The sequence below is a fragment of the Streptomyces sp. YIM S03343 genome (genome assembly GCF_054729195.1).
The window spans coordinates 6737872-6757326 of sequence record NZ_JBPUKX010000001.1 but is presented as its reverse complement, the minus strand read 5'-3'; the positions used below and the strand labels follow the sequence as shown (position 1 = coordinate 6757326).

At 71.2% G+C, this 19455-nt stretch carries 15 protein-coding genes and 1 pseudogene; 10 read left to right on the top strand and 6 right to left on the bottom strand.

Annotated features, from left to right (window positions below):
- The first annotated feature begins 13 nt into the window (after positions 1 to 13).
- From ACSYGN_RS29900 to ACSYGN_RS29890, 3 genes are all read left to right on the top strand, one after another.
- Positions 14 to 1612 carry an MFS transporter gene (locus ACSYGN_RS29900; RefSeq protein ID WP_460401033.1) on the top strand — a complete coding sequence of 533 codons (1599 nt, stop codon included), beginning with the start codon at positions 14 to 16 and terminating at the stop codon, positions 1610 to 1612.
- A 185-nt stretch (positions 1613 to 1797) separates the two neighbouring features.
- The gene (locus tag ACSYGN_RS29895; RefSeq protein ID WP_460403821.1) at positions 1798 to 2442 is read left to right on the top strand and encodes a TetR/AcrR family transcriptional regulator; all 645 of its coding nucleotides are present in this window, start codon (positions 1798 to 1800) and stop codon (positions 2440 to 2442) included.
- Positions 2443 to 2621: 179 nt separating this feature from the next.
- Positions 2622 to 3680 (top strand): endonuclease/exonuclease/phosphatase family protein, encoded by a 1059-nt coding sequence (locus tag ACSYGN_RS29890; RefSeq protein ID WP_460401031.1) that lies wholly within the window; start codon positions 2622 to 2624, stop codon positions 3678 to 3680.
- A 91-nt stretch (positions 3681 to 3771) separates the two neighbouring features.
- Here the strand turns inward: ACSYGN_RS29890 and ACSYGN_RS29885 are convergent, their stop codons facing one another.
- Complete coding sequence (locus ACSYGN_RS29885; RefSeq protein ID WP_460401029.1) at positions 3772 to 5532, bottom strand: NAD+ synthase; 1761 nt, start codon at positions 5530 to 5532, stop codon at positions 3772 to 3774.
- A 229-nt stretch (positions 5533 to 5761) separates the two neighbouring features.
- Between ACSYGN_RS29885 and panB the strand changes: the two genes are divergently transcribed.
- The 3 genes from panB (at position 5762) to ACSYGN_RS29870 (ending at position 8743) form a co-directional block, all read left to right on the top strand.
- A complete protein-coding gene (gene panB, locus ACSYGN_RS29880) occupies positions 5762 to 6628 on the top strand; it encodes a 3-methyl-2-oxobutanoate hydroxymethyltransferase (RefSeq protein WP_460401027.1) in 867 nt (288 codons plus the stop codon).
- 244 nt (positions 6629 to 6872) lie between these two features.
- On the top strand, positions 6873 to 7919 hold the full coding sequence (locus ACSYGN_RS29875; RefSeq protein ID WP_460401025.1) for an ATP-binding cassette domain-containing protein: 1047 nt from the start codon (positions 6873 to 6875) through the stop codon (positions 7917 to 7919).
- A complete protein-coding gene (locus ACSYGN_RS29870; protein WP_460401023.1) occupies positions 7916 to 8743 on the top strand; it encodes an ABC transporter permease in 828 nt (275 codons plus the stop codon). Before ACSYGN_RS29875 ends, ACSYGN_RS29870 begins: the two co-directional genes overlap by 4 nt.
- 56 nt (positions 8744 to 8799) lie before the next feature.
- Here the strand turns inward: ACSYGN_RS29870 and ACSYGN_RS29865 are convergent, their stop codons facing one another.
- Positions 8800 to 12270, bottom strand: a complete 3471-nt coding sequence (locus ACSYGN_RS29865) for an AfsR/SARP family transcriptional regulator (protein ID WP_460401021.1) — start codon at positions 12268 to 12270, stop codon at positions 8800 to 8802.
- Positions 12271 to 12533: 263 nt separating this feature from the next.
- Between ACSYGN_RS29865 and ACSYGN_RS29860 the strand changes: the two genes are divergently transcribed.
- The gene (locus tag ACSYGN_RS29860) at positions 12534 to 13331 is read left to right on the top strand and encodes a site-2 protease family protein (RefSeq protein WP_460401019.1); all 798 of its coding nucleotides are present in this window, start codon (positions 12534 to 12536) and stop codon (positions 13329 to 13331) included.
- Between the two features lie 32 nt (positions 13332 to 13363).
- On the opposite strand, the gene ACSYGN_RS29855 is transcribed toward ACSYGN_RS29860, so the two are convergent.
- From ACSYGN_RS29855 to ACSYGN_RS29845, 3 genes are all read right to left on the bottom strand, one after another.
- On the bottom strand, positions 13364 to 13546 hold the full coding sequence (locus ACSYGN_RS29855; protein WP_460401017.1) for a hypothetical protein: 183 nt from the start codon (positions 13544 to 13546) through the stop codon (positions 13364 to 13366).
- A gap of 113 nt (positions 13547 to 13659) precedes the next feature.
- Entirely contained in the window at positions 13660 to 14373 is a 714-nt protein-coding gene (npdG, locus tag ACSYGN_RS29850; RefSeq protein WP_460401015.1) for an NADPH-dependent F420 reductase, read from the bottom strand.
- A gap of 73 nt (positions 14374 to 14446) precedes the next feature.
- Positions 14447 to 15565 carry a sialidase family protein gene (locus ACSYGN_RS29845; RefSeq protein WP_460401013.1) on the bottom strand — a complete coding sequence of 373 codons (1119 nt, stop codon included), beginning with the start codon at positions 15563 to 15565 and terminating at the stop codon, positions 14447 to 14449.
- Positions 15566 to 15680: 115 nt separating this feature from the next.
- On the opposite strand from ACSYGN_RS29845, the gene ACSYGN_RS29840 reads away from it, so the two are divergent.
- Together ACSYGN_RS29840 and ACSYGN_RS29835 are read left to right on the top strand one after the other, a co-directional pair.
- Positions 15681 to 16283, top strand: a complete 603-nt coding sequence (locus ACSYGN_RS29840) for a hypothetical protein (RefSeq protein ID WP_460401011.1) — start codon at positions 15681 to 15683, stop codon at positions 16281 to 16283.
- 69 nt (positions 16284 to 16352) lie between these two features.
- Positions 16353 to 17712, top strand: a pseudogene (locus tag ACSYGN_RS29835) (MFS transporter).
- Here the strand turns inward: ACSYGN_RS29835 and ACSYGN_RS29830 are convergent.
- The gene (locus ACSYGN_RS29830) at positions 17713 to 17940 is read right to left on the bottom strand and encodes a hypothetical protein (RefSeq protein ID WP_460401009.1); all 228 of its coding nucleotides are present in this window, start codon (positions 17938 to 17940) and stop codon (positions 17713 to 17715) included. It abuts the pseudogene before it with no gap.
- A 58-nt stretch (positions 17941 to 17998) separates the two neighbouring features.
- Between ACSYGN_RS29830 and map the strand changes: the two genes are divergently transcribed.
- The gene (gene map / locus ACSYGN_RS29825) at positions 17999 to 18856 is read left to right on the top strand and encodes a type I methionyl aminopeptidase (protein ID WP_460401007.1); all 858 of its coding nucleotides are present in this window, start codon (positions 17999 to 18001) and stop codon (positions 18854 to 18856) included.
- Positions 18857 to 19455 lie beyond the last annotated feature (599 nt).

Below are 19455 nucleotides of genomic sequence, written 5' to 3'. Positions count from 1 at the left end.
TACGCTGTACCGCATGACTACTCCTGCCGACAGCCCCGCGACCGGCTCGCGTATACCGGAGGCCGTGCACCGGCGCCGCTGGGCGATCCTCGGCGCGCTGATGCTGAGCCTGCTGATCGTGGTGCTCGACAACTCCATCCTGAACGTGGCGATCAAGACGATCTCCACGCCCGCCCCGACCGGCCTCGGCGCCACCCAGAGCGAGCTGGAGTGGGCGATCAACGCCTACACGCTCGTCTTCGCCGGTCTCCTCTTCACCGCCGGGCTCCTCGGCGACCGCATCGGCCGCAAGAAGACCCTGCTGGGCGGGCTTGTCGTGTTCGGTATCGGCTCCGCACTCGCCGCCGAGTCCGGCTCGCCGGGCCAGCTGATCGCCTTCCGCGCCCTGATGGCCCTCGGTGCCGCGTTCGTCATGCCAGCCACCCTCGCCGTGCTCATGAACGTCTTCGAGCGCGAGGAGCAGCCCAAGGCCATCGGCATCTGGGCGGGCGGTGTGGGCCTCGCCATCGCCATAGGCCCGATCACCGGCGGTCTGCTGCTCGACCACTTCTGGTGGGGCTCCGTGTTCCTCGTCAACGTGCCGATCGTGCTGATCGCACTCGCCCTGATGGTGTGGCTGGTGCCCGACTCCCGCGACCCGCGCCCCGGCCGTGTCGACCCCGTCGGCGTCGTGCTGTCCGTGGTCGGCCTGGTCCTGCTCGTCTACGGCATCATCAAGGGCGGCGAACTCGCCGACTTCACCAACGGCACCGTCCTCGCGACCATCTTCGCCGGGCTCGCCGTCCTGACCGGCTTCGTGATCTTCGAGAAGCGCAGCGACCACCCGTCGCTCGATGTCACCTACTTCAAGAACAAGGTCTTCTCGGCGGCCATGAGCGCCATCGCCCTGGTGTTCTTCGCGCTGATGGGCGTCACGTTCTTCAGCGTCTTCTACACCCAGAGCGTTCGGGGCTACTCGCCGTTGCAGTCCGGTGTGCTGCTGCTGCCGCTCGCCGCCGCACAGTTGATCTTCGCGCCGCGCGCCCGGCTGCTCGTCGACCGGTTCGGCAACAAGGCGACCACCACCACGGGCCTGGTCGTGCTCGCGGCGACGCTCGCCGCCTTTGCGACCTTCCAGGCGGACACCCCGATCTGGCTGCTCGAAGTGGTCTTCTTCCTGATGGGCACCGGCATGGCGCACATCATGACGCCGACCAGCGTCGTCATCATGCAGGCCCTGCCCCGCGAGAAGGCCGGCTCCGCGTCCGCGCTGAGCAACACCTTCCGCCAGGTCGGCGGCGCCCTCGGTATCGCCGTACTCGGCTCGGTGCTCTCCACGGCGTACCGCAACGGCATCGACGGCAAGCTCGGCCTGCTGCCGCCCGGTCTGCGCGACACCGCGGGCGAGTCCATCGAGGCGACCCTCGGTGTCGCCGCCAAGCTCGGCCCCCGGGGCAACGCCCTGATCGGCCCCGCCAACGACGCCTTCCTGCACGCCATGCACGTCACCGCCCTGTGCGGCGCCGGTGTCGCCCTGATCAGCGCCCTGGTGGTCGCCGCCTTCCTGCCGGGCAAGCCGCCCAAGCGTCAGCAGGGCGAGGAGGAGCAGGAGTTGGTCGCCGCGGTGGAGTAGCAGCTCAGGCGCAGGAGAGACTGCACGGCAACTCCCGTACGACGAAGGGACGGACCGACGTGAACCTTGCCGACACCGCCGCGACCGCCGATGCCACCGATGCCGAGAGCCCGCTGCGGCCCGCCTGCCCCGCCCGGGGGCGCCCGCGCAGCGAGGCGGTGGAACGCGCGATCGTCGAGGGCGTGATGAAGCTCCTAGAGGACGGTGTGCCGCTCGCGGAGCTCTCCATCGAGCGCATAGCCCGCACCGCCGGTGTCGGCAAAGCCACCATCTACCGCCGCTGGAGCGACAAGGAAGCGTTGTTCGTCGACGTCGTACGGGCCGCCGAGCCCCCTGGCCCCGAACTCCCCGGCACCTCCATGCGCGACGACCTCGTCGCCCTCCTGGAGACCCTGCGCCGCCGGGGTGTGGCCAGCCGCTCCTCCGTCCTGCTGCACAACGTCTTCTCGCAGATGAAGCGCAGCCCCAGGATCTGGGCCGCGTACGACAAGAACGTCGTCGGACCGCGGCGCAGGCTCGGCATCGAGGTCATACGGCGCGGCCAGCGCGACGGCGAGCTGCGGCCCGACATCGACCCGGAGTTCGCGCAGGATCTGTTCGTCGGCCCCATGCTGCTGCGCTCGGTGATGCGCCCGGACGGTGACCTGCCCGAGGGCCTGTCGGAGCAGATCGTCGACACGGTGCTCGCCGGGCTACAGCCTGTCAGTTCCCCGTCCGAACCGGCCGGGACAGCCGAACCGGCTGCCGGGACGGCCGAGCTGCCTGCGGCACCCACGGCACCCGCGGCCCCCGCGAAACCCGGTGACCCCGAGGCCCGTACGGCCTCCTGAAAATGTGCGCGTTTCGTCACAGAACCCGCCCGCCGGTCCCTCGACCGCAACTCCCCCGGCCCAGAGGCACGTCCTCGTGCCCGTACGGCCGTCATGGGACGGCGGGAACGGAGCCGAACATCCCCTAGGGTCGTACCCCGGGGGCGAACGGTGTGCACGGCAGGCAGTGAGGCGACGGAATGGCGCAGCAGGCGTACGCGGCGGAGACGGGCAACGGCGGTTCGGGTCCCGAGCGCCGGGGGGACCGGCTGCGGCACCTCGCGCACCGTCTGGTGTCCGGCTGGCGCGGCGACCCGAGAATCTGGCGCCGCGGCATCGTCCTTGCCGCCGTCGCCGTGCTGCTGGCCCTGGTGATGCTGCTGCACTCGCGCATCCCGAACCGCATAGGCAACCTCGGCAGCCTGACCGAGACGTTCCTGCCCTGGCTGGGACTGCTCATCCCGGTGCTGCTGGTGGCCGGCCTGGTGCGCAAGTCGGCGACCGCGCTGATCGCGGTGGTGCTGCCCGGCGCGGTCTGGCTGAACCTCTTCGGCAGCCTGCTCACCGACAAGACCGACGGCACCGCCGCGGGCGACCTCACGGTGGTCACCCACAACGTCAACGCCGACAATCCCGACCCGTCCGGCACCGCCCAGGACGTCGCGCAGTCCGGTGCCGACGTGGTGGCGCTGGAGGAGCTGAAGGCGTCCGCGGTGCCGGTGTACGAGAGCGCGCTGGCGTCGACGTACAAGTACCACTCGGTGCAGGGCACCGTCGGGCTGTGGAGCAGGTACCGGCTGACCGGAGTCAAGGCCGTCGACATCAAGCTGGGCTGGACGCGTGCGATGCGGGCCACGGTGGCCGCCCCGCAGGGCAAGATCGCCGTCTACGTCGCCCATCTCCCGTCCGTCCGCGTCAAGTTGAAGGCGGGATTCACCGCCCACCAGCGCGACAAGAGCGCCAACGCGCTCGGCGAGGCCATCGCCGACGAGCCGATCAGCCGGGTAGTCCTGCTCGGCGACCTCAACGGCACCATGAACGACCGCGCGCTCAACGCCGTGACCTCCCAGATGCGTTCCACCCAGGGCGCGGCGGGCACCGGCTTCGGCTTCAGTTGGCCGGCGTCGTTCCCGATGGCGCGGATCGACCAGATCCTGGTCAGGGGAGTGGATCCGGTGACCTCGTGGACCCTGCCCGAGACCCCCAGCGACCATCTGCCGGTGGCGGCACGGGTCAAGTTCCGGGACACGACGTCCTGACGGAGTCCGTATCAGGGGCTACGGCGCGGAGGGGCGCCCGGAGATCTCCGGGCGCCCCTCCGCGCCGTAGCCCCTCCCGTTGCCCGCCGTCTCAGGCGGTCTCGCGCCAGCCGTTGGTGATCGGCAGCCGGCGGTCCTTGCCGAAGCCCTTGGCAGAGATCTTGGTGCCCGGCGGGTACTGGCGGCGCTTGTACTCGGCCGTGTCGACCATGCGCAGCGTCTTGGTCACCAGGTCCGGGTCGAAGCCCGCCGCGACGATCGTGTCGGCGCCCTGGTCCCGGTCGACGTACAGATCGAGGATCGCGTCCAGCATCGGGTAGTCCGGCAGGGAGTCCGTGTCGACCTGGCCGGGGCGCAGCTCGGCGCTCGGCGGCTTGCTGATCGAGTTCTCCGGGATCGGCGGGGTCTCGCCCCGCTCCCGCGCCGCCCGGTTGCGCCACTCGGCGAGCTGGAAGATCGACGTCTTGTAGACGTCCTTGATCGGGCCGTACGCGCCGACCGAGTCGCCGTAGAGCGTCGAATAGCCCACCGCCAGTTCGGACTTGTTGCCGGGGGCGAGGACGATGTGGCCCTCCTCGTTGGAGATCGCCATCAGCAGCGTGCCGCGCAGCCGGGACTGGAGGTTCTCCTCGGCGAGCCCGGTCAGCTCGGTTGCTCCCATGTACGCGTCGAACATCGGCTCGATGGAGACGGTACGGAAGTTCAGGCCCGTGCGCCGGGCCAGCTCGGCGGCGTCGCCCTTGGAGTGGTCGGAGGAGTACTTCGACGGCATGGACACGCCGTAGACATGCTCGGCGCCCAGCGCGTCGCAGGCGATCGACGCGACGAGCGCCGAGTCGATACCGCCGGACAGGCCGATGAGCACGGAGCGGAAACCGTTCTTCCTGACGTAGGCGCGCAGGCCGGTGACGAGGGCCGAGTAGATCTCCTCCTCGTCGCCGAGACGGTCGGCGTAGACGCCGGTGTGCTCGGGCTCGTAGGCCGGGACGGGGTCCTCGGAGAGGATCACCCGGTCGATGCGCAGCCCGTCGTCCACCACGCCGGTCGGCGCGTCGGCCGCGGGCGCGGCGGCGGGCAGGTCCAGGTCGAGGACGACACAGCCCTCGGCGAACTGCGGCGCCCGTGCGACGACCTCGCCGTTCCGGTCGACGACGATCGAGTCGCCGTCGAAGACCAGCTCGTCCTGGCCGCCCACCATGGCGAGATAGGCGGTGGTGCAGCCCGCCTCCTGGGCCCGCTTGCGGACCAGCTCCAGCCGGGTGTCGTCCTTGTCGCGCTCGTACGGCGACGCGTTGACCGACAGCAGCAGCCCGGCCCCGGCGGAGCGCGCCGCCGGCACCCGGCCGCCGTCCTGCCACAGGTCCTCGCAGATCGCCAGGGCCACGTCGACGCCGTGCACCCTTACGACAGGCATGGTGTCGCCGGGCACGAAGTAGCGGAACTCGTCGAAGACGCCGTAGTTCGGCAGGTGGTGCTTGGCGAAGGCGAGGGCCACCTCGCCGCGGTGCAGTACCGCTGCCGCGTTCTGCGGGGCGCCGGCGGGCTGGCCGTATCTGGGCTGCGCCCGCTCGCTGCGGTCGAGGTAGCCGACCAGCACCGGCAGCTCGCCGAGGCTCTCCTCTTCCAGGCGGGCGGCGAGGGTGCGCAGGGCGGTGCGGGAGGCCTCTACGAAGGACGAGCGCAGGGCCAGGTCCTCGACGGGATACCCGGTCAGCGCCATCTCCGGGAACGCCACGAGATGGGCTCCCTGTTCGGCGGAGTGCCGGGTCCAACGGAGGATCGTCTCCGTGTTTCCGGTGATGTCACCGACGCGTGAGTCGATCTGATTCAGGGCGAGACGAAGTTGAGGCACGGGGTTCAGTGTAATCGTCAATCCGACACGATGGGCTCCGCCGGGGTGTGGGGCGGCCCACGGTGGGCTGCCGCCTCTCATCGGGGCGGCGCGTGGACGGAGCCGCGGCAGCCGTGCGCCGCGGGGACGGCCGTTGGGCCTCTGGCCCTCCCCGGCACGAGGTGCCACCATGGAGGGGATCCGGGGACACCGTGAGGGTGCCTCGAGATGACTTGAAGGAGCCATAGCCATGACGCAGCTTTCCGCTGCCCGGACACAGCCCGCCGACGGCAGCAAAGCGCTGTACGGGGGCAAGAGCACCCGCCGCATCACCGTCCGGGACATCGCCCTCGCCAAGGAGCGGGGCGAGAAGTGGCCCATGCTCACCGCCTACGACGCGATGACCGCGTCCGTGTTCGACGAGGCCGGCATCCCGGTCCTGCTGGTCGGCGACTCGGCGGGCAACTGCCATCTGGGGTACGAGACGACGGTGCCCGTCACCATGGACGAGACGACCATGCTGTCGGCCGCCGTGGTACGGGGCACGAGCCGCGCCCTCATCGTCGGCGACCTGCCGTTCGGCTCCTACCAGGAGGGCCCGGTGCAGGCGCTGCGCTCGGCGACCCGGCTGGTCAAGGAGGCCGGGGTGGGCGCGGTCAAGCTGGAGGGCGGCGAGCGCTCGCACCGCCAGATCGAACTCCTCGTGGAGTCCGGCATCCCCGTGATGGCCCACGTCGGCCTGACCCCGCAGTCCGTCAACGCCATGGGCTATCGGGTCCAGGGCCGCGGCGAGGAGGCGGCACAGCAACTGCTGCGGGACGCGAAGGCCGTCCAGGACGCGGGCGCGTTCGCGGTCGTGCTGGAGCTGGTCCCGGCGGAGCTGGCGGCCGAGGTGACGCGTGTGCTGCACATCCCGACGATCGGCATCGGGGCGGGCCCCGACACCGACGCCCAGGTCCTCGTCTGGACGGACATGATGGGTCTGACCTCGGGCCGGGTCCCGAAGTTCGTCAAGAAGTACGCCGCCCTGCGCGACACCATGACCACGGCGGCCCAGGCCTTCGCCGAGGACGTGGTCGGCGGCACCTTCCCGACGGCGGAGCACTCCGTCCATTAGTACATAGTCCACCGCGGCACCAGGCGCAGCCCTTAGTCCACCGCGGCACCACAGGCAGCCCGCCGATCATCCCCCGTCGGCGGGCTGCCTGGCTTTTGCGCCTGAACCGGCACCGCTCTGTCGGCAGGCTGTCGGTCGCCGATCGGCGAGTTATCGCGACCTATCGGTGAACTGTCGAAGAACTGTCGTCCGATGTAGGCGGGCTGTCGGCTGTTTGTCGGTGGCGGCTGGCACCTTCGTTGCCATGACGCGAATCGAGATGAATTCCGAAGGCAGTGGCCGAGGCGGCGCCGCCGTCACCGTGCGGGGACTGGCCAAGCACTACGGCGAGACCAAGGCGCTGGACGGTGTCGACCTGGAGGTGCGCGAGGGCACGGTGATGGGGGTGCTGGGGCCGAACGGCGCCGGCAAGACCACCCTGGTGCGGATCCTGTCCACCCTGCTGGCCCCCGACGCGGGCCACGCCACCGTGGCCGGTTTCGACGTGGTACAGCAGCCCCGGCAGTTGCGGCGGGTGATCGGGCTCACCGGGCAGTACGCCTCGGTGGACGAGAAACTCCCCGGCTGGGAGAACCTCTACATGATCGGGCGGCTGCTGGACCTGTCCCGCAAGGAGTCCCGCGCCCGCGCCGACGCACTTCTTGAGCGTTTCTCGCTGACCGAGGCAGCGCGGCGGCCCGCCGGGACGTACTCCGGCGGTATGCGGCGGCGGCTGGACCTCGCCGCCTCCATGATCGGCCGGCCCACCGTGCTCTACCTGGACGAGCCCACCACCGGTCTCGACCCGCGCACCCGCAAGGAGGTGTGGAACGAGGTCGAGTCGATGGTCGGGGACGGCGTGACCGTGCTGCTCACCACCCAGTACATGGAGGAGGCCGAGCAGCTCGCCTCCGAGCTGACCGTGATCGACCACGGCAAGGTGATCGCCGGCGGCGCCATCGACGAGCTGAAGGCCCGGGTGGGCGGCCGGACCCTGGCCGTACGGCCGGTCGACCCGCTGCAACTGCGCCCGCTCGCCGCCTACCTCGACGAACTCGGCATCACCGGCCTCGCCATGACCGCCGTGGACCCGCAGAGCGGCACCGTGCGCGTGCCCGTCCTCAGCGATGAGCAGCTCACCGCGGTGGTCGGCGCGGTCACCGCGCGGGGCATCACCATCGCCTCCATCACCACCGAACTGCCCAGCCTCGACGAGGTGTTCCTCTCCCTCACCGGCCACCGCGCCGACACCGAGGCCGACGCCGCCCGGACCATCGCCCGCACCGACGACCGCGAGGAGGTCGCCGCATGACCGCCACCACGCTCACCCCCGCCTCCCCCGGCAAGCTCACCGACGCACCGATCCCACTGCGTGCCCATCTGCGCCACACCGGGGCGCTGATCCGCCGCAATCTGCTGTGGATCCGCCAGGACCCGGAGTCGATGTTCGACGCCGTGCTGTTCCCGGTGATCTTCACCCTGCTGTTCGTGTACGTCTTCGGCGGCTCCATCGGCAAGGCGATGGGCGGCGGACAGGACGCCTATGTCCAGTACGTCATCCCGGGTCTGATGGCCATGATGGGCATGAACATGGCCCAGGGGGTCGGCACCGGGTTCAACACGGACTTCAACTCCGGTGTCATGGACCGGTTCCGGTCCCTGCCGATCGGCCGCGGGTCGGTGCTGTTCGCCAAGATCGCCGTGGAACTGATGCGGATGCTGGCCGCCACCTTCGTGCTGATGATCGTCGCCCTGCTCGTGGGCTTCGACATCACCGACTGGGGCGGTCTGATGGAGGCCGTGGGACTGTCCGTGATCTTCGGCTCCTCGCTGATGTGGGTGTTCCTCACGCTCGGTGTGGTCATGAAGAGCGCGCAGTCCGTGCAGGCCATGGGCTTCCTGGTGCTGATGCCGCTCCAGTTCGGCTCGTCGATCTTCACCCCGACCGGCACGATGCCCGGCTGGCTGCAGACCTTCACCAAGTACAACCCGCTGTCCGCGCTCGCGGACACCGCGCGCGGTCTGATGGTCGGCGGTCCGGTGGCCCACTCTCTGTGGATCACGCTGGCCTGGTCGGTCGGGCTCACCGCGGTGATGGCACCGATCGCCGTGTACAAGTTCCGCACCAAGAACTGACCCGGGCGGATCCGGTGCCTGCCGGTACGGCTCAGGCACGAGTGCCTGACCAGGCGCTAGTCCAGCCGCTGGACCAGGGCGGTGGCCTCCTCTACGGAGAGGCCGCCGCCCTCGGCGCGCGCGGCCTCGAACTCCTCGTCGCCGAGCAGTTCCCTGGCCCGGCGTTCGGCCCGGGCCCGGCACTCGCGCTCCAGGGCCACCTGGACGTGGCCGTCCGGCAGCAGCGCCTCGGAGGCGCCCAGGCAGCGGGCGGCGTCCCGGACCAGGCGCCCGTCGTCGACTCCGGTGAGGACGAGGCCGGCCATGGCGAGATAGAGGGCCGACATGTGCGGGACGATCGTCCTCGCCAGCGGATCGGCGGACTGCTCGATGGCGTTCCGGAGCTTGCCCAGGGCCGGCTCCCACTTCTCCTCCACCGCGTCCACCCAGCCCTCCGTGCCGAGGATGAACGCGTCGAAGAACGCGAACCGGGCGACCGTGAACTCCGCGCGCAGTTGCCGGATCTGGTCGCGCGCCTCGGCGGTACGACCGGTCAGGCTGAGCCAGTTGACGAGGAAGATCCGGGCCGCGGGCCGCGCCTCTGTCGAGACGGCGTCCTCGGAGTCGATGGCCTCGCGCAGGATCCGCTCGCCCTCCTCGGTGTGGTCGCTCTCCAGCAGCACGGCGCCGAGCCGGGAGCCGAGCACGGACTGCTGGGCGCGGGCACCGAGGTGCTCGGCACGTCCCATCGCCGCCCGGTAGTCGGCCGCGGCGAGATCGTAGGCGCCGGTGCGTTCGTGTGCCTCGGCACGCGCGGACAGTGCCTCGGCGACACCCCAGTCGTCGCCGAGCCGGGTGAAGATCTCCAGTGCCTCGTCGGCGTCGCGGATCGCCTCTCTCGCCCGGGCGCTGTGGTTGGCCAGCAGATTGCCGCGCCACTGGAGGGAGTTGGCGAGCTCCCACTCGTAGCCCGGGGTGCCCCGGCAGGTGCGGACATTGGCGTCGATGATCTCGGGAACCCGCTCCGCGCCGCCGGTGAGCATCACCGCGAAGAACCAGATCAGGCCGGGACTGCGGCAGACCTGCGGCATCCCCGGCTCGTAGGTCTCGGCGACGGCACCCAGTTTCTCCCGCGCCTTCGGGGACTCCCAGACCTCCAACTCGGTGTCCATGCAGGAGAGATGGACGAGATGGACGCCGCGTCGGGCCTCGGCCAGGAGTTCGCCCGCCAGTGGGGGCGGGGCGGCGGTCAGGCGCTCCCACACCGGTTCGGCCCGCCGGACCGGCAAGGCGAACGGGTCGGGACAGAGGGGCATCACCTCGGTGCACCAGTTGCGGGCCTCCAGCCGCAGATCGCGCATCTGCCAGTACCAGGACAGCGACAGGATCAGACAGATCGCCTCCTGTTCGTCGCGTTCGGCGACGGCATGACGCAGGGCGGTGCGCAGATTCTCGTACTCCCGCTCGAACCTCCCGGTCGCGGTGCGCTGTGTGGCGCCGCGCAGCAACGGGTCGGTGGTGCGGGCGAGTTCGCGGTAGTACGTCAGATGCGCGCGCTGCGCCCCGGCCCGCTGCCCGGACTCGTCGAGCCGTTCGGAGGCGTACTCGGCGACGGTCTCCAGCAGCCGGTAGCGCATTCCGTCGTCGACCGAAGGGGCGGCCACCACAAGGGACTTGTCGACCAGGGAGCCGAGCACCTCCAGCGCGGCGGGGCCGCACACGGCCTCGGCGGCGGCCAGGTCGCAGCCGCCCGCGAACACCGACAGCCGCCGCAGCACGTCCCGTTCGTCCTCGTCGAGCAGTTCCCAGGACCAGTCGACGACGGCACGCAGGGTCTGCTGGCGGGGCAGGACGGTACGGCTGCCGGAGGTGAGCAGCCGGAAACGGTCGTCGAGCCGGTCCGCTATCTGGCGCGGGGTCAGCATCCGCAGCCGGGCGGCCGCCAGCTCGATGGCGAGGGGCAGCCCGTCGAGACCGCGGCAGATCTCCGCGCACGCCTCCGGGTCGTCCCCGGTCCTGAACCCCGGCCGGGCCGCGGCACCCCGGTCGGCGAGCAGCCGCAACGCGTACGGCTCCGGCAGCGGCTCGACGGGGCGCAGCAACTCCCCGGGTACGCCCAGGGGTTCACGGCTGGTGGCGAGCACGGTCAGGTCGGGGCAGCGCTCCAGGAGGGGTGCCACGAGACGGGCGGCGGCGTCGACGACATGCTCGCAGTTGTCCAGGATGATCAGCAGCCGGCGGCGGGCGCAGTGTTCGACGAGCCGTTCGAGGGGTTCGTCGTGCCGGTCCGCGACGGCCGCCCGCATCTCCTCGGCACCGGCGCCGCGCAGCACGGTCTCCCGGGCGCCCACGGCGGTGAGCACGGCCTCGGGCACGGCGGCGGGGTCGTCCACGGGGGCCAGCTCGGCCAGCCACACCCCGTCCGGCCACACATCCCCGGCGCGCTCGGCGGCCTCCTGCGACAGCCGTGTCTTCCCAGCACCGCCGGGCCCGAGCAGGGTGACCAGGCGGGCGGTGGCGAGGTCGCCTCGGATGGCGTCGATGTCGGTGTCACGGCCGACGAAGGAGGTGAGGCGGGCGCGGAGGTTGCCGGGGGGTGGGGTGCGGCTGGGGGTGGTGGACGGCGGGGGTACGGGGGGTGCCGGGGGCTGCGGGGACGATGCCGGGGCCGCGAGTGGTGGCGGGGCGGGGGTCTCTCCGGGGACGGCGCCGGGGGTGGCCGCGGGGCCGCCGGGGACGGCGGGAGAGGCAGCGGCTCCCGTGAAAACGGTGCCGCCGCCGGGCTCGTAGCCCCCGCCCGCACCCCCGCCGCCGCCATCGCAACCCACGAGCAACTGCGTGTGCAGCGCCCGCAGTTCGGGCCCCGGGTCGGAGCCGAGGCGGTCGGCGAGGAGCTGCCGTACGTCCTCGTAGGCGGCCAGCGCCTCCGCGCCGCGGCCCGCGTCGCGCAGGGCGCGCAGCCGCAGGGCCTGGAAAGGCTCGTCGAGGGGGTGGTCGTCGCACAGCGCGGAGAGGTCCGGCAGCGCCTGCTCGGCCTCGCCGAGGGCGAGCGCGGCGGTGAGCCGGGCGCGCCGTGCGTCCAGGTACCGGGTCTCCCAGCGGGCGGCCTGGGAGCTGCGGTCGGGCAGATCGGCGAGGGCGGGCCCGCCCCAGAGGCCGAGGGCATCGTCGAGCACGGTGGCGGCCTTGGCGGAGTCGCCGTCGGCCAGGGCGCGCTGGCCCTCGGCCGTGAGGCGCTCGAAACGGTGCAGGTCGATGTCGTCGGGGGCGGCGGCAAGACCGTAGCCGCCCGCGGAGGAGGTGACGGCGTCCGCACCGAGGGTCCGGCGTAGTCGCCCCACCAGGGCCTGGAGCGCGCCGGTGGCGTCGGCGGGCGGGTCGCCGTCCCACACCTCGTCGACCAGCACGCTCACCGGCACCGTACGGCCGGGGCGGAGGGCGAAGACGGTCAGCAGGGCGCGCAGCCGCGCGCCGCCGACCGGGACGGCGGTGCCGTCGGGGCGGAGTGCCTGAGTGGTGCCGAGAATGCGGTAGCGCACGGGGTCCATTGTCTCCGTTGACGTCACGGCCGGTCACGGGGTTGCGCCGACGGGCGTGCCGGGCGGGCGCCGGGAGCGGCGCGGGGCGGGCCCGGGCGGGTGCCCGTGCGGTTGCCCGTGCGGGCTTCCGGAACCGGGGGCAGGGCACGGGACGTTGTTCCCGTTAGCCCTGTACGGTCGGGGTCGTCGGCCCCGGCCGGACCTCAGTATCACCCGGAACCTCCGGATCCCAGTAACCCCAGGAACCCCAGCAACCCCCAGGAGCCCCACGCATGGTCACCGCCGCCTCCCGCCACAGCGACCGGAGGATCAGCCCCGTCTTCCTGGGCATCCTGGCCGTCACGGCCGTCACCGGCTGGGCCACCTGGACCGGGTTCGCCGCGCAGCCGGGCGTCGCGGTGTTCCTCTTCGTGACGGCGGCCTGGGTCGTCTCCCTCTGCCTGCACGAGTACGCGCACGCGCGCACCGCACTGCACAGCGGCGACATCACGGTCGGCGCGAAGGGTTATCTGACCCTGAATCCGATGAAATACACCCATGCGGTGCTGAGCATCGTGCTGCCGCTGCTCTTCGTGATCATGGGCGGCATCGGTCTGCCCGGCGGCGCGGTGTTCATCGACCGCAGCCGGATCAGGGGCCGGTGGCGGAACAGCCTGATCTCGGCGGCGGGCCCGCTGACGAACGTGCTGTTCGCCGCGGTGTGCACGGCGCCGTTCTGGCTGCACGCGCTGGACGGGGTGCCGAGCGACTTCCGGTTCGCCCTGGCGTTCCTCGCGCTGCTCCAGGTGACGGCGGCGCTCCTGAACTTCCTGCCGGTGCCGGGCCTGGACGGGTACGGGGTGCTGGAGCCGTGGCTGTCGTACAACGTGAAGCGGCAGGTGGAGCCGTTCGCGCCGTTCGGTCTGCTGTTCGTGTTCGCGCTGCTGTGGGTTCCGTCGATCAATGCGCAGTTCTTCAACGTGATCGACGCGATCCTGCGCGGGCTCGGCATCAACGACTTCGACCAGTACTGCGGTCAGGAGATGTACCGCTTCTGGCAGGGCACCAACGCGTTCTGCCAGGCGGCCTGAGCCCCGGCCCCACCGGTCAGCGGCCCCACCGGTCAGCGGCCGCCCGGCCGGGCGGCGCGGGCGCGCCTGACGTAGTACCAGGCCATGTTGGACGACAGCCCGGCGATCAGCACCCACACGATGCCCAACGGCCAGCTGCCCTGGACGAAGGACACCACCGCCGCAGCCACGGACAGCAGACAGACGGAGAGGGCGTAGAGGGAGAGGCGGGGCATGCGGTCCGCTCCTGTCGGGAATGCTGGGGACACCGGCGCTGACCAGTGTCCCCCATGCGTCATTCATGACCCGTGCAGGGGCCGTGCAGGGCCCTGCACGGGTCATGCACGGGTCACACGTCGGTGACGCGGAGCCCGGCGTGTGCCTTGTAACGCCGGTTGACGGAGATCAGGTTGGCGACCAGTGACTCGACCTGGTGGGCGTTGCGCAGCCGTCCCGCGAAGACACCGCGCATTCCGGGGATCCGCCCGGCGAGCGCCTGAACGGTCTCCACGTCGGCGCGGGCCTCGCCGAGGACCATCACATCGGTGTCGATCTGCTCGATCGCGGGGTCCTGGAGCAGCACGGCCGACAGATGGTGGAAGGCCGCGGTGACGCGCGAGCCCGGCAGCAGGGCGGCGGCCTGCTCGGCGGCGCTGCCCTCCTCGGGCTTGATGGCGTAGGCGCCCTGCTTGTCGAAGCCGAGCGGGTTGACGCAGTCGACGACGAGCTTGCCGTCGAGTTCATCGCGCAGCGACTCCAGCGTCTTGCCGTGCCCCTCCCAGGGCACAGCGACGATCACGAGGTCGCTGCGCCGGGCGGCCTCGGCGTTGTCGTGGCCCTCGATGCCGTGTCCGAGCTCGGCGGCGGCAGCCTGGGCCCGCTCGGCGACGCGCGAGCCGATGATCACCTTCTGCCCGGCCCGGGCGAGCCGGTAGGCGAGGCCCTTGCCCTGCGGTCCGGTGCCGCCGAGCACCCCGACGACCAGCCCGGAGACGTCGGGCAGGTCCCAGGGGTCCTTGGCGGGAGCCTTCTGTGCGCCGTCGGCGCTGTCCGTAGAGGTCATGGGCCGACTTTACGGCGGTGGAGCACGGGTCTACGGCGGTGGGGCACGGGTCTACGGCGGTGGCGCACGGGCCTCAGGTGAGCCACGTCACCGGGACGCGCCGGAAGGTGATGGTCTCGTACGCCCCGAAGTCCCCGGTCTCGTAGAGCAGTCCGACGGTGTCCTGGTCGACGCGGACCAGGTCGGAGTAGGCGGCGGGCAGCCCGTCGACGGTGTGGACCGGGCGCCAGGTGGTGCCGCCGTCGGTGGAGGCGCGGAGGGTCATCAGGGCGCGGAAGCCGGGGTCGGCGGGTCCGGAGTAGAGCAGCACGTCCGGGTCGCGGAGCTGGAGCACGCCGGCCTGGCAGACGGGCGCGGCGAGCCCGGCCTGCGGGCGGAACGGCCTGACGAGACTCCGCCCGCCGTCCGCGGAGTGGGCGTCGGCCCGGTTGCCCGGGGAGGGCGAGTCGTTGCGGGTGTTGAAGTAGACGCGGCCGTCGGGGAGTTCGGCGGCGGTGGTCTCGTTGGCGTTGATGTAGCCGTCGGTGTTCTCGTCGACGTAGCCGATGCTCCAGGTGGCGCCGCGGTCGTCGCTGAGCAGGCAGTGGCCGCTGTTGTACTTGGCCTCGGTGCCGGTGTCCTTGCCGGTGGGCGGCAGGGTGTGGTTGGCGGGGACGACGACGCGGCCGGTCCTCAGCTGGAGCGCGTGCCCGGGCGTGGTGGCGTACCAGCGCCAGCCGGGCCGCTTGACCTGCGCGGTGATGTCGGTGGCCGCGGACCAGGTCAGCCCCTCGTCGTCGCTGTGCTGCACCCAGACACGGCGGCCGTCGGCGTCGCTGACCTTGCCGCGCAGGATGGCGTCCTCGGAGGCGGTGGCGGCGGAACGGACGTGCACGAGCAGCACACGGCCGGTGTCGAGGACGACGGGGGCCGGATTCCCTGCGAGCTGCTCGCCGTTGTGGGCGACGACCTGGAGCGGGCCCCAGGTGAGGCCGCCGTCGGTGGAGCGCCTGCTGACGATGTCGATCCGGCCGTGGTCCTTCGCGGAGTCGACGCGCCCCTCACAGAGGGCGAGCAGGGCGCCGGAGAGCTCGGTGCGCACGATCGCGGGGATGCGGTAGCTGGCGTAGCCGTCGGTTCCGGCGCGGAAGGGGACGGTGGGGTCGGCCTGTGCAGCCCGTGTGGCCTGTGCGGCGCCTGTGTCGCTAGGCATGCGCTGGTCCTCCTGCGGTCCGATAGTCATACGGAACCGGTGCCCATCCCCCGGTCGAGCGAACTCATCGTGAACTGCGGGTCACAAGTCGCCCCCTGCGGCAGGATGCGGCGCCATGGATGCCGTACGGGTCGCGCTGCTGCGCGAGGTGCTGGCCGGGACAGAGTGGATGACGGCCGCCCGGCGGTTCGCGGGGGCGCTGCGCGGGTCGGTGGTGTCGCACGGGGGCGGCCTGCTGCTGGTGGGCACGCGGGAGTACGAGCCGTGGCATCTGGCCGCCCATCTGGTGGACGAGGCCGCCTGGTCCGGCACTCCGGAGCTGACCCCCACGCTGGTACGACATCGCCCGCGCCCCTCGGACCCGGCGCATCTGTCGGTCGGCCTGGGCCGGATCACGGGAGCCCGGCGCGGCGAGACGCTGCTGGTGGTGGCCCCGCGGACGGCGCCGCCGCTGCTGGAGCGGGTGCACGACGCACGGCGGGCCGGGGTGACGGTGCTGGCGCTGGGCGGCGCCGGGGAGGACGAGCTGTCGGCCGTGGCGCACGAGTCGCTGGCCGTCCCGGAGGGCGCGGAGCTGGACCTGGACACCGTGCAGCACCTGGTGAGCGCGGCGGCCGGTGAGAACGCGCTCCCACCCCCACGCGGCCGCCGGACCTTCCGGGACCGGCTGTCCCGCCTGGCGGACTCACTGACGGCACCGCCACCGGGGCTGTGGTGAGCCCAGGGCTGTGACGAGGCGGGAAAAGCGGTTGCTCCTCCCCGCACCTCGGCCCGACGATGACCGCTCGTGACCGCCGACGCCCCCACCGAGCACACCGGTCCCGCCGAGCAGCCCACCGCCACCTCGCGCGGGCTCAGAGCCGTACTCCCGGACCTCTCTCCCTGGCGGGCCTCGGCCGACTTCCGCCGCCTGTGGCTGTCGGGCCTGATCTCGAACTTCGGCAGTTTCCTGACCTTCGTGGCGCTGCCGGTGCAGCTGAAGGACCTGACGGGTTCGGCCGCGGCGGTGGGCGCGATCGGGGCGGTGGAGCTGCTGCCGCTGCTGGTGTTCGGCCTGTACTGCGGCGCGCTGGCCGACGCGCTGGACAAGCGGAAGCTGATCGTGTGGACGGAGGCGGGCCAGGGCGTCCTGTCGGCGGCACTGCTCCTGAACGCACTGCTGCCGACCCCGGCGGTATGGCCCCTGTACGCCGTGGCGGCGCTGTCCTCCGCGCTGGGGGCGGTGCAGCGGCCGGCGCTGGACTCGCTGTGGCCGAGGATCGTGGCGCACGACGACCTCCCGGCCGCGGCGTCGCTGAACTCGCTGCGCTGGACGGTCGGCGGGGTGGCGGGCCCGGCGGTGGCGGGCGTGGTGGTGGCGTACGCGGGGCTGCCGTCGGCGTACGCGGCGGACCTGCTGACCTTCGGGGTCTCCCTGGTCCTGATGATCCCGATGGCACCGTCCCCCGCCGCCCACGAGGCGGCGCGCCCGTCCCTTCGCTCGATCGCCGAGGGAGCGAGCTAGAGCGAGCTACGCCTGGCGCCGCAAGGAACTCCTGGGCACGTACGCGATCGACCTGGCGGCGATGTTCCTGGCGATGCCGCTGGCGGTGCTGCCGTTCCTGGCGGACGAGCTGGACGCGCCGTGGTCGCTGGGCCTGATGTACGCGTCGGTGCCGCTGGGCTCGCTGCTGGTGAGCCTGACCAGCGGCTGGACGGCCCGGGTACACCGCCACGGCCGCATGGTGGCCCTGTCGGCAGCACTCTGGGGCGTGGCGATCACGGCAGCAGGAGCGACGCACACCATCTGGCTGGTACTCCTGGCCCTGACGGTAGCCGGTGGCTGCGACATGGTGAGCGGGATCTTCCGGGGCGTGATGTGGAACCAGACCATCCCGGACGAGCTGCGCGGTCGGCTCGCCGGGATCGAGCTGCTGTCCTACTCGGTCGGCCCGACCCTGGGCCAGGTCCGCTCGGGCGGTATGGCGGCATGGCTCGGCGTGCGGGCCTCCGTATGGTCGGGCGGGCTGCTGTGCGCGGGCGCAGTGGGGTTGCTGGCCCTGGGCCTGCCGAAGCTGATGACGTACGACGCCCGCACGAACGAACACGCGGTGCGCCTGCGCGAGCGGTGGAACGCGACGCACCCTGAGCCGGCCCCCCGCCCCTGATCACTCATCGCTCTCGCGCACCGGGCTGTCGTGCCACCGGGGATCGTTCTCCCACTCCAGATTGCGCTCGCGGGCGGTCTCCATGGCGTGCTGGGCCTCCTCGCGGGAGGCGTACGGCCCGAAGCGGTCCTTGGCGGGACACTCCGGCCCCTCCTCGACCTTCTTGTGCTCCAGGCAGTAGAACCACTCACCGGGCTTCCCGGCCGTCCGCTTCTTGAACAGGGCCATGACCAGCTCCTCTCGCCACCCACATATTCCCCCACGCCCCCTGGTTAGACTCGCTGGCATGTCAGGCCAGTCACTGCTCGTGCCCGGGGAACTCTCCCCCATCCGTCAGGTACCGGGGAACATCCGCCGCCCCGAGTACGTCGGCAAGCCCGCACCCACGCCGTACACCGGCCCGGAGGTACAGACCCCGGAGACGATCGAGGCGATGCGGACCGCCGGCCGGATCGCCGCGCGGGCGATGGCGGAGGCGGCGAAGATCATCGCCCCCGGTGTGACGACGGACGAGCTGGACAGGGTGGCGCACGAGTACATGTGCGACCACGGCGCCTACCCCTCCACGCTGGGCTACCGGGGCTTCCCCAAGTCCCTGTGCACATCGGTCAACGAGGTGATCTGCCACGGCATCCCGGACTCGACGGTGCTGAGGGACGGCGACATCGTCAACCTGGATGTGACGGCGTACATCGGCGGGGTGCACGGCGACAACAACGCGACGTACTTGGTGGGCGAAGTAGACGAGGAATCAAGCCTGTTGGTGGAACGCACCCAGGAGGCCCTCACCCGCGCCATCAAAGCGGTCAGGCCGGGCCGCCAGATCAACGTGATCGGCAGAGTGATCGAGTCGTACGCGAAACGCTTCGGCTACGGCGTGGTACGGGACTTCACAGGCCACGGCATCAACTCGTCCTTCCACTCAGGCCTGATCATCCCCCACTACGACAGCCCACACGCGACGACGGTCATCCAGCCCGGCATGACCTTCACGATCGAACCGATGCTGACGTTGGGCACCCACGAGTACGACATGTGGGACGACGGCTGGACGGTCCTCACCAAAGACCGCAAACGCACGGCCCAGTTCGAACACACCTTGGCGGTAACGGAATCGGGAGCGGACATCCTGACCCTCCCGTAGTGATCCCCCACGCCGGACCACTACCTGCCCTCCGTTGCTCTGCACGAAGGGCAGATTCTCGTCGGCCGTGGTCAGCGCCACCGGCGCCGCCTCGATCGCGGCGACCGTGCGACCGCGGCGGCGTCGCTGGCCTTCGGTTCTTCAGCCAGGCCGTCAGACGGTTCTGGCCGTTCCAGTACAGGTGGCCGGAGACTGATATCCCGTCAGCAACACCAGCGATGCCTTGGAGGCGCTGTGTCGAAGGCGCGTTGCAAGGCCGGGAAGTGCTCCAGCATCTGGGCGCGCATCCGGTTGGTCGCTGGGGTGCGGTCCGCAGCCATCTCGTGGCGGCGGGCGGTGAGGATCCGCAGGTCAACTGCGATCTCGTTGCTACCTCCCGCCGACTGGCCTGATCATGGACTACTTGAATATTACATTTCCATTACATTCAGCGGGGGGCGTGAGAGCGTCCATCCAGAATCCACGGGGACGACAATAGCTACTTCTCGGTAGATTCTGGAATCTGATTGTTGGTCAAATCAGACGCTAAGATCATGTTAGCTTGGTCCAGACCGAGCTGGACCGAAGAAGCAAGATGTCGCATACCTGCCGTGTGTGAT

Bases quoted from the DNA above. Each gene is read 5' to 3' on its own strand.
- ACSYGN_RS29865 (WP_460401021.1), bottom strand. From the start codon at position 12,270: ATGGACCCCGTGCGCTACCGCATTCTCGGCACCACTCAGGCACTCCGC.
- ACSYGN_RS29840 (WP_460401011.1), top strand. From the start codon at position 15,681: ATGGATGCCGTACGGGTCGCGCTGCTGCGCGAGGTGCTGGCCGGGACA.
- npdG (WP_460401015.1), bottom strand. From the start codon at position 14,373: ATGACCTCTACGGACAGCGCCGACGGCGCACAGAAGGCTCCCGCCAAG.
- ACSYGN_RS29890 (WP_460401031.1), top strand. From the start codon at position 2,622: ATGGCGCAGCAGGCGTACGCGGCGGAGACGGGCAACGGCGGTTCGGGT.
- ACSYGN_RS29875 (WP_460401025.1), top strand. From the start codon at position 6,873: ATGACGCGAATCGAGATGAATTCCGAAGGCAGTGGCCGAGGCGGCGCC.
- ACSYGN_RS29830 (WP_460401009.1), bottom strand. From the start codon at position 17,940: ATGGCCCTGTTCAAGAAGCGGACGGCCGGGAAGCCCGGTGAGTGGTTC.
- panB (WP_460401027.1), top strand. From the start codon at position 5,762: ATGACGCAGCTTTCCGCTGCCCGGACACAGCCCGCCGACGGCAGCAAA.
- ACSYGN_RS29895 (WP_460403821.1), top strand. From the start codon at position 1,798: ATGAAGCTCCTAGAGGACGGTGTGCCGCTCGCGGAGCTCTCCATCGAG.
- ACSYGN_RS29900 (WP_460401033.1), top strand. From the start codon at position 14: ATGACTACTCCTGCCGACAGCCCCGCGACCGGCTCGCGTATACCGGAG.
- map (WP_460401007.1), top strand. From the start codon at position 17,999: ATGTCAGGCCAGTCACTGCTCGTGCCCGGGGAACTCTCCCCCATCCGT.
- ACSYGN_RS29870 (WP_460401023.1), top strand. From the start codon at position 7,916: ATGACCGCCACCACGCTCACCCCCGCCTCCCCCGGCAAGCTCACCGAC.
- ACSYGN_RS29855 (WP_460401017.1), bottom strand. From the start codon at position 13,546: ATGCCCCGCCTCTCCCTCTACGCCCTCTCCGTCTGTCTGCTGTCCGTG.
- ACSYGN_RS29845 (WP_460401013.1), bottom strand. From the start codon at position 15,565: ATGCCTAGCGACACAGGCGCCGCACAGGCCACACGGGCTGCACAGGCC.
- ACSYGN_RS29860 (WP_460401019.1), top strand. From the start codon at position 12,534: ATGGTCACCGCCGCCTCCCGCCACAGCGACCGGAGGATCAGCCCCGTC.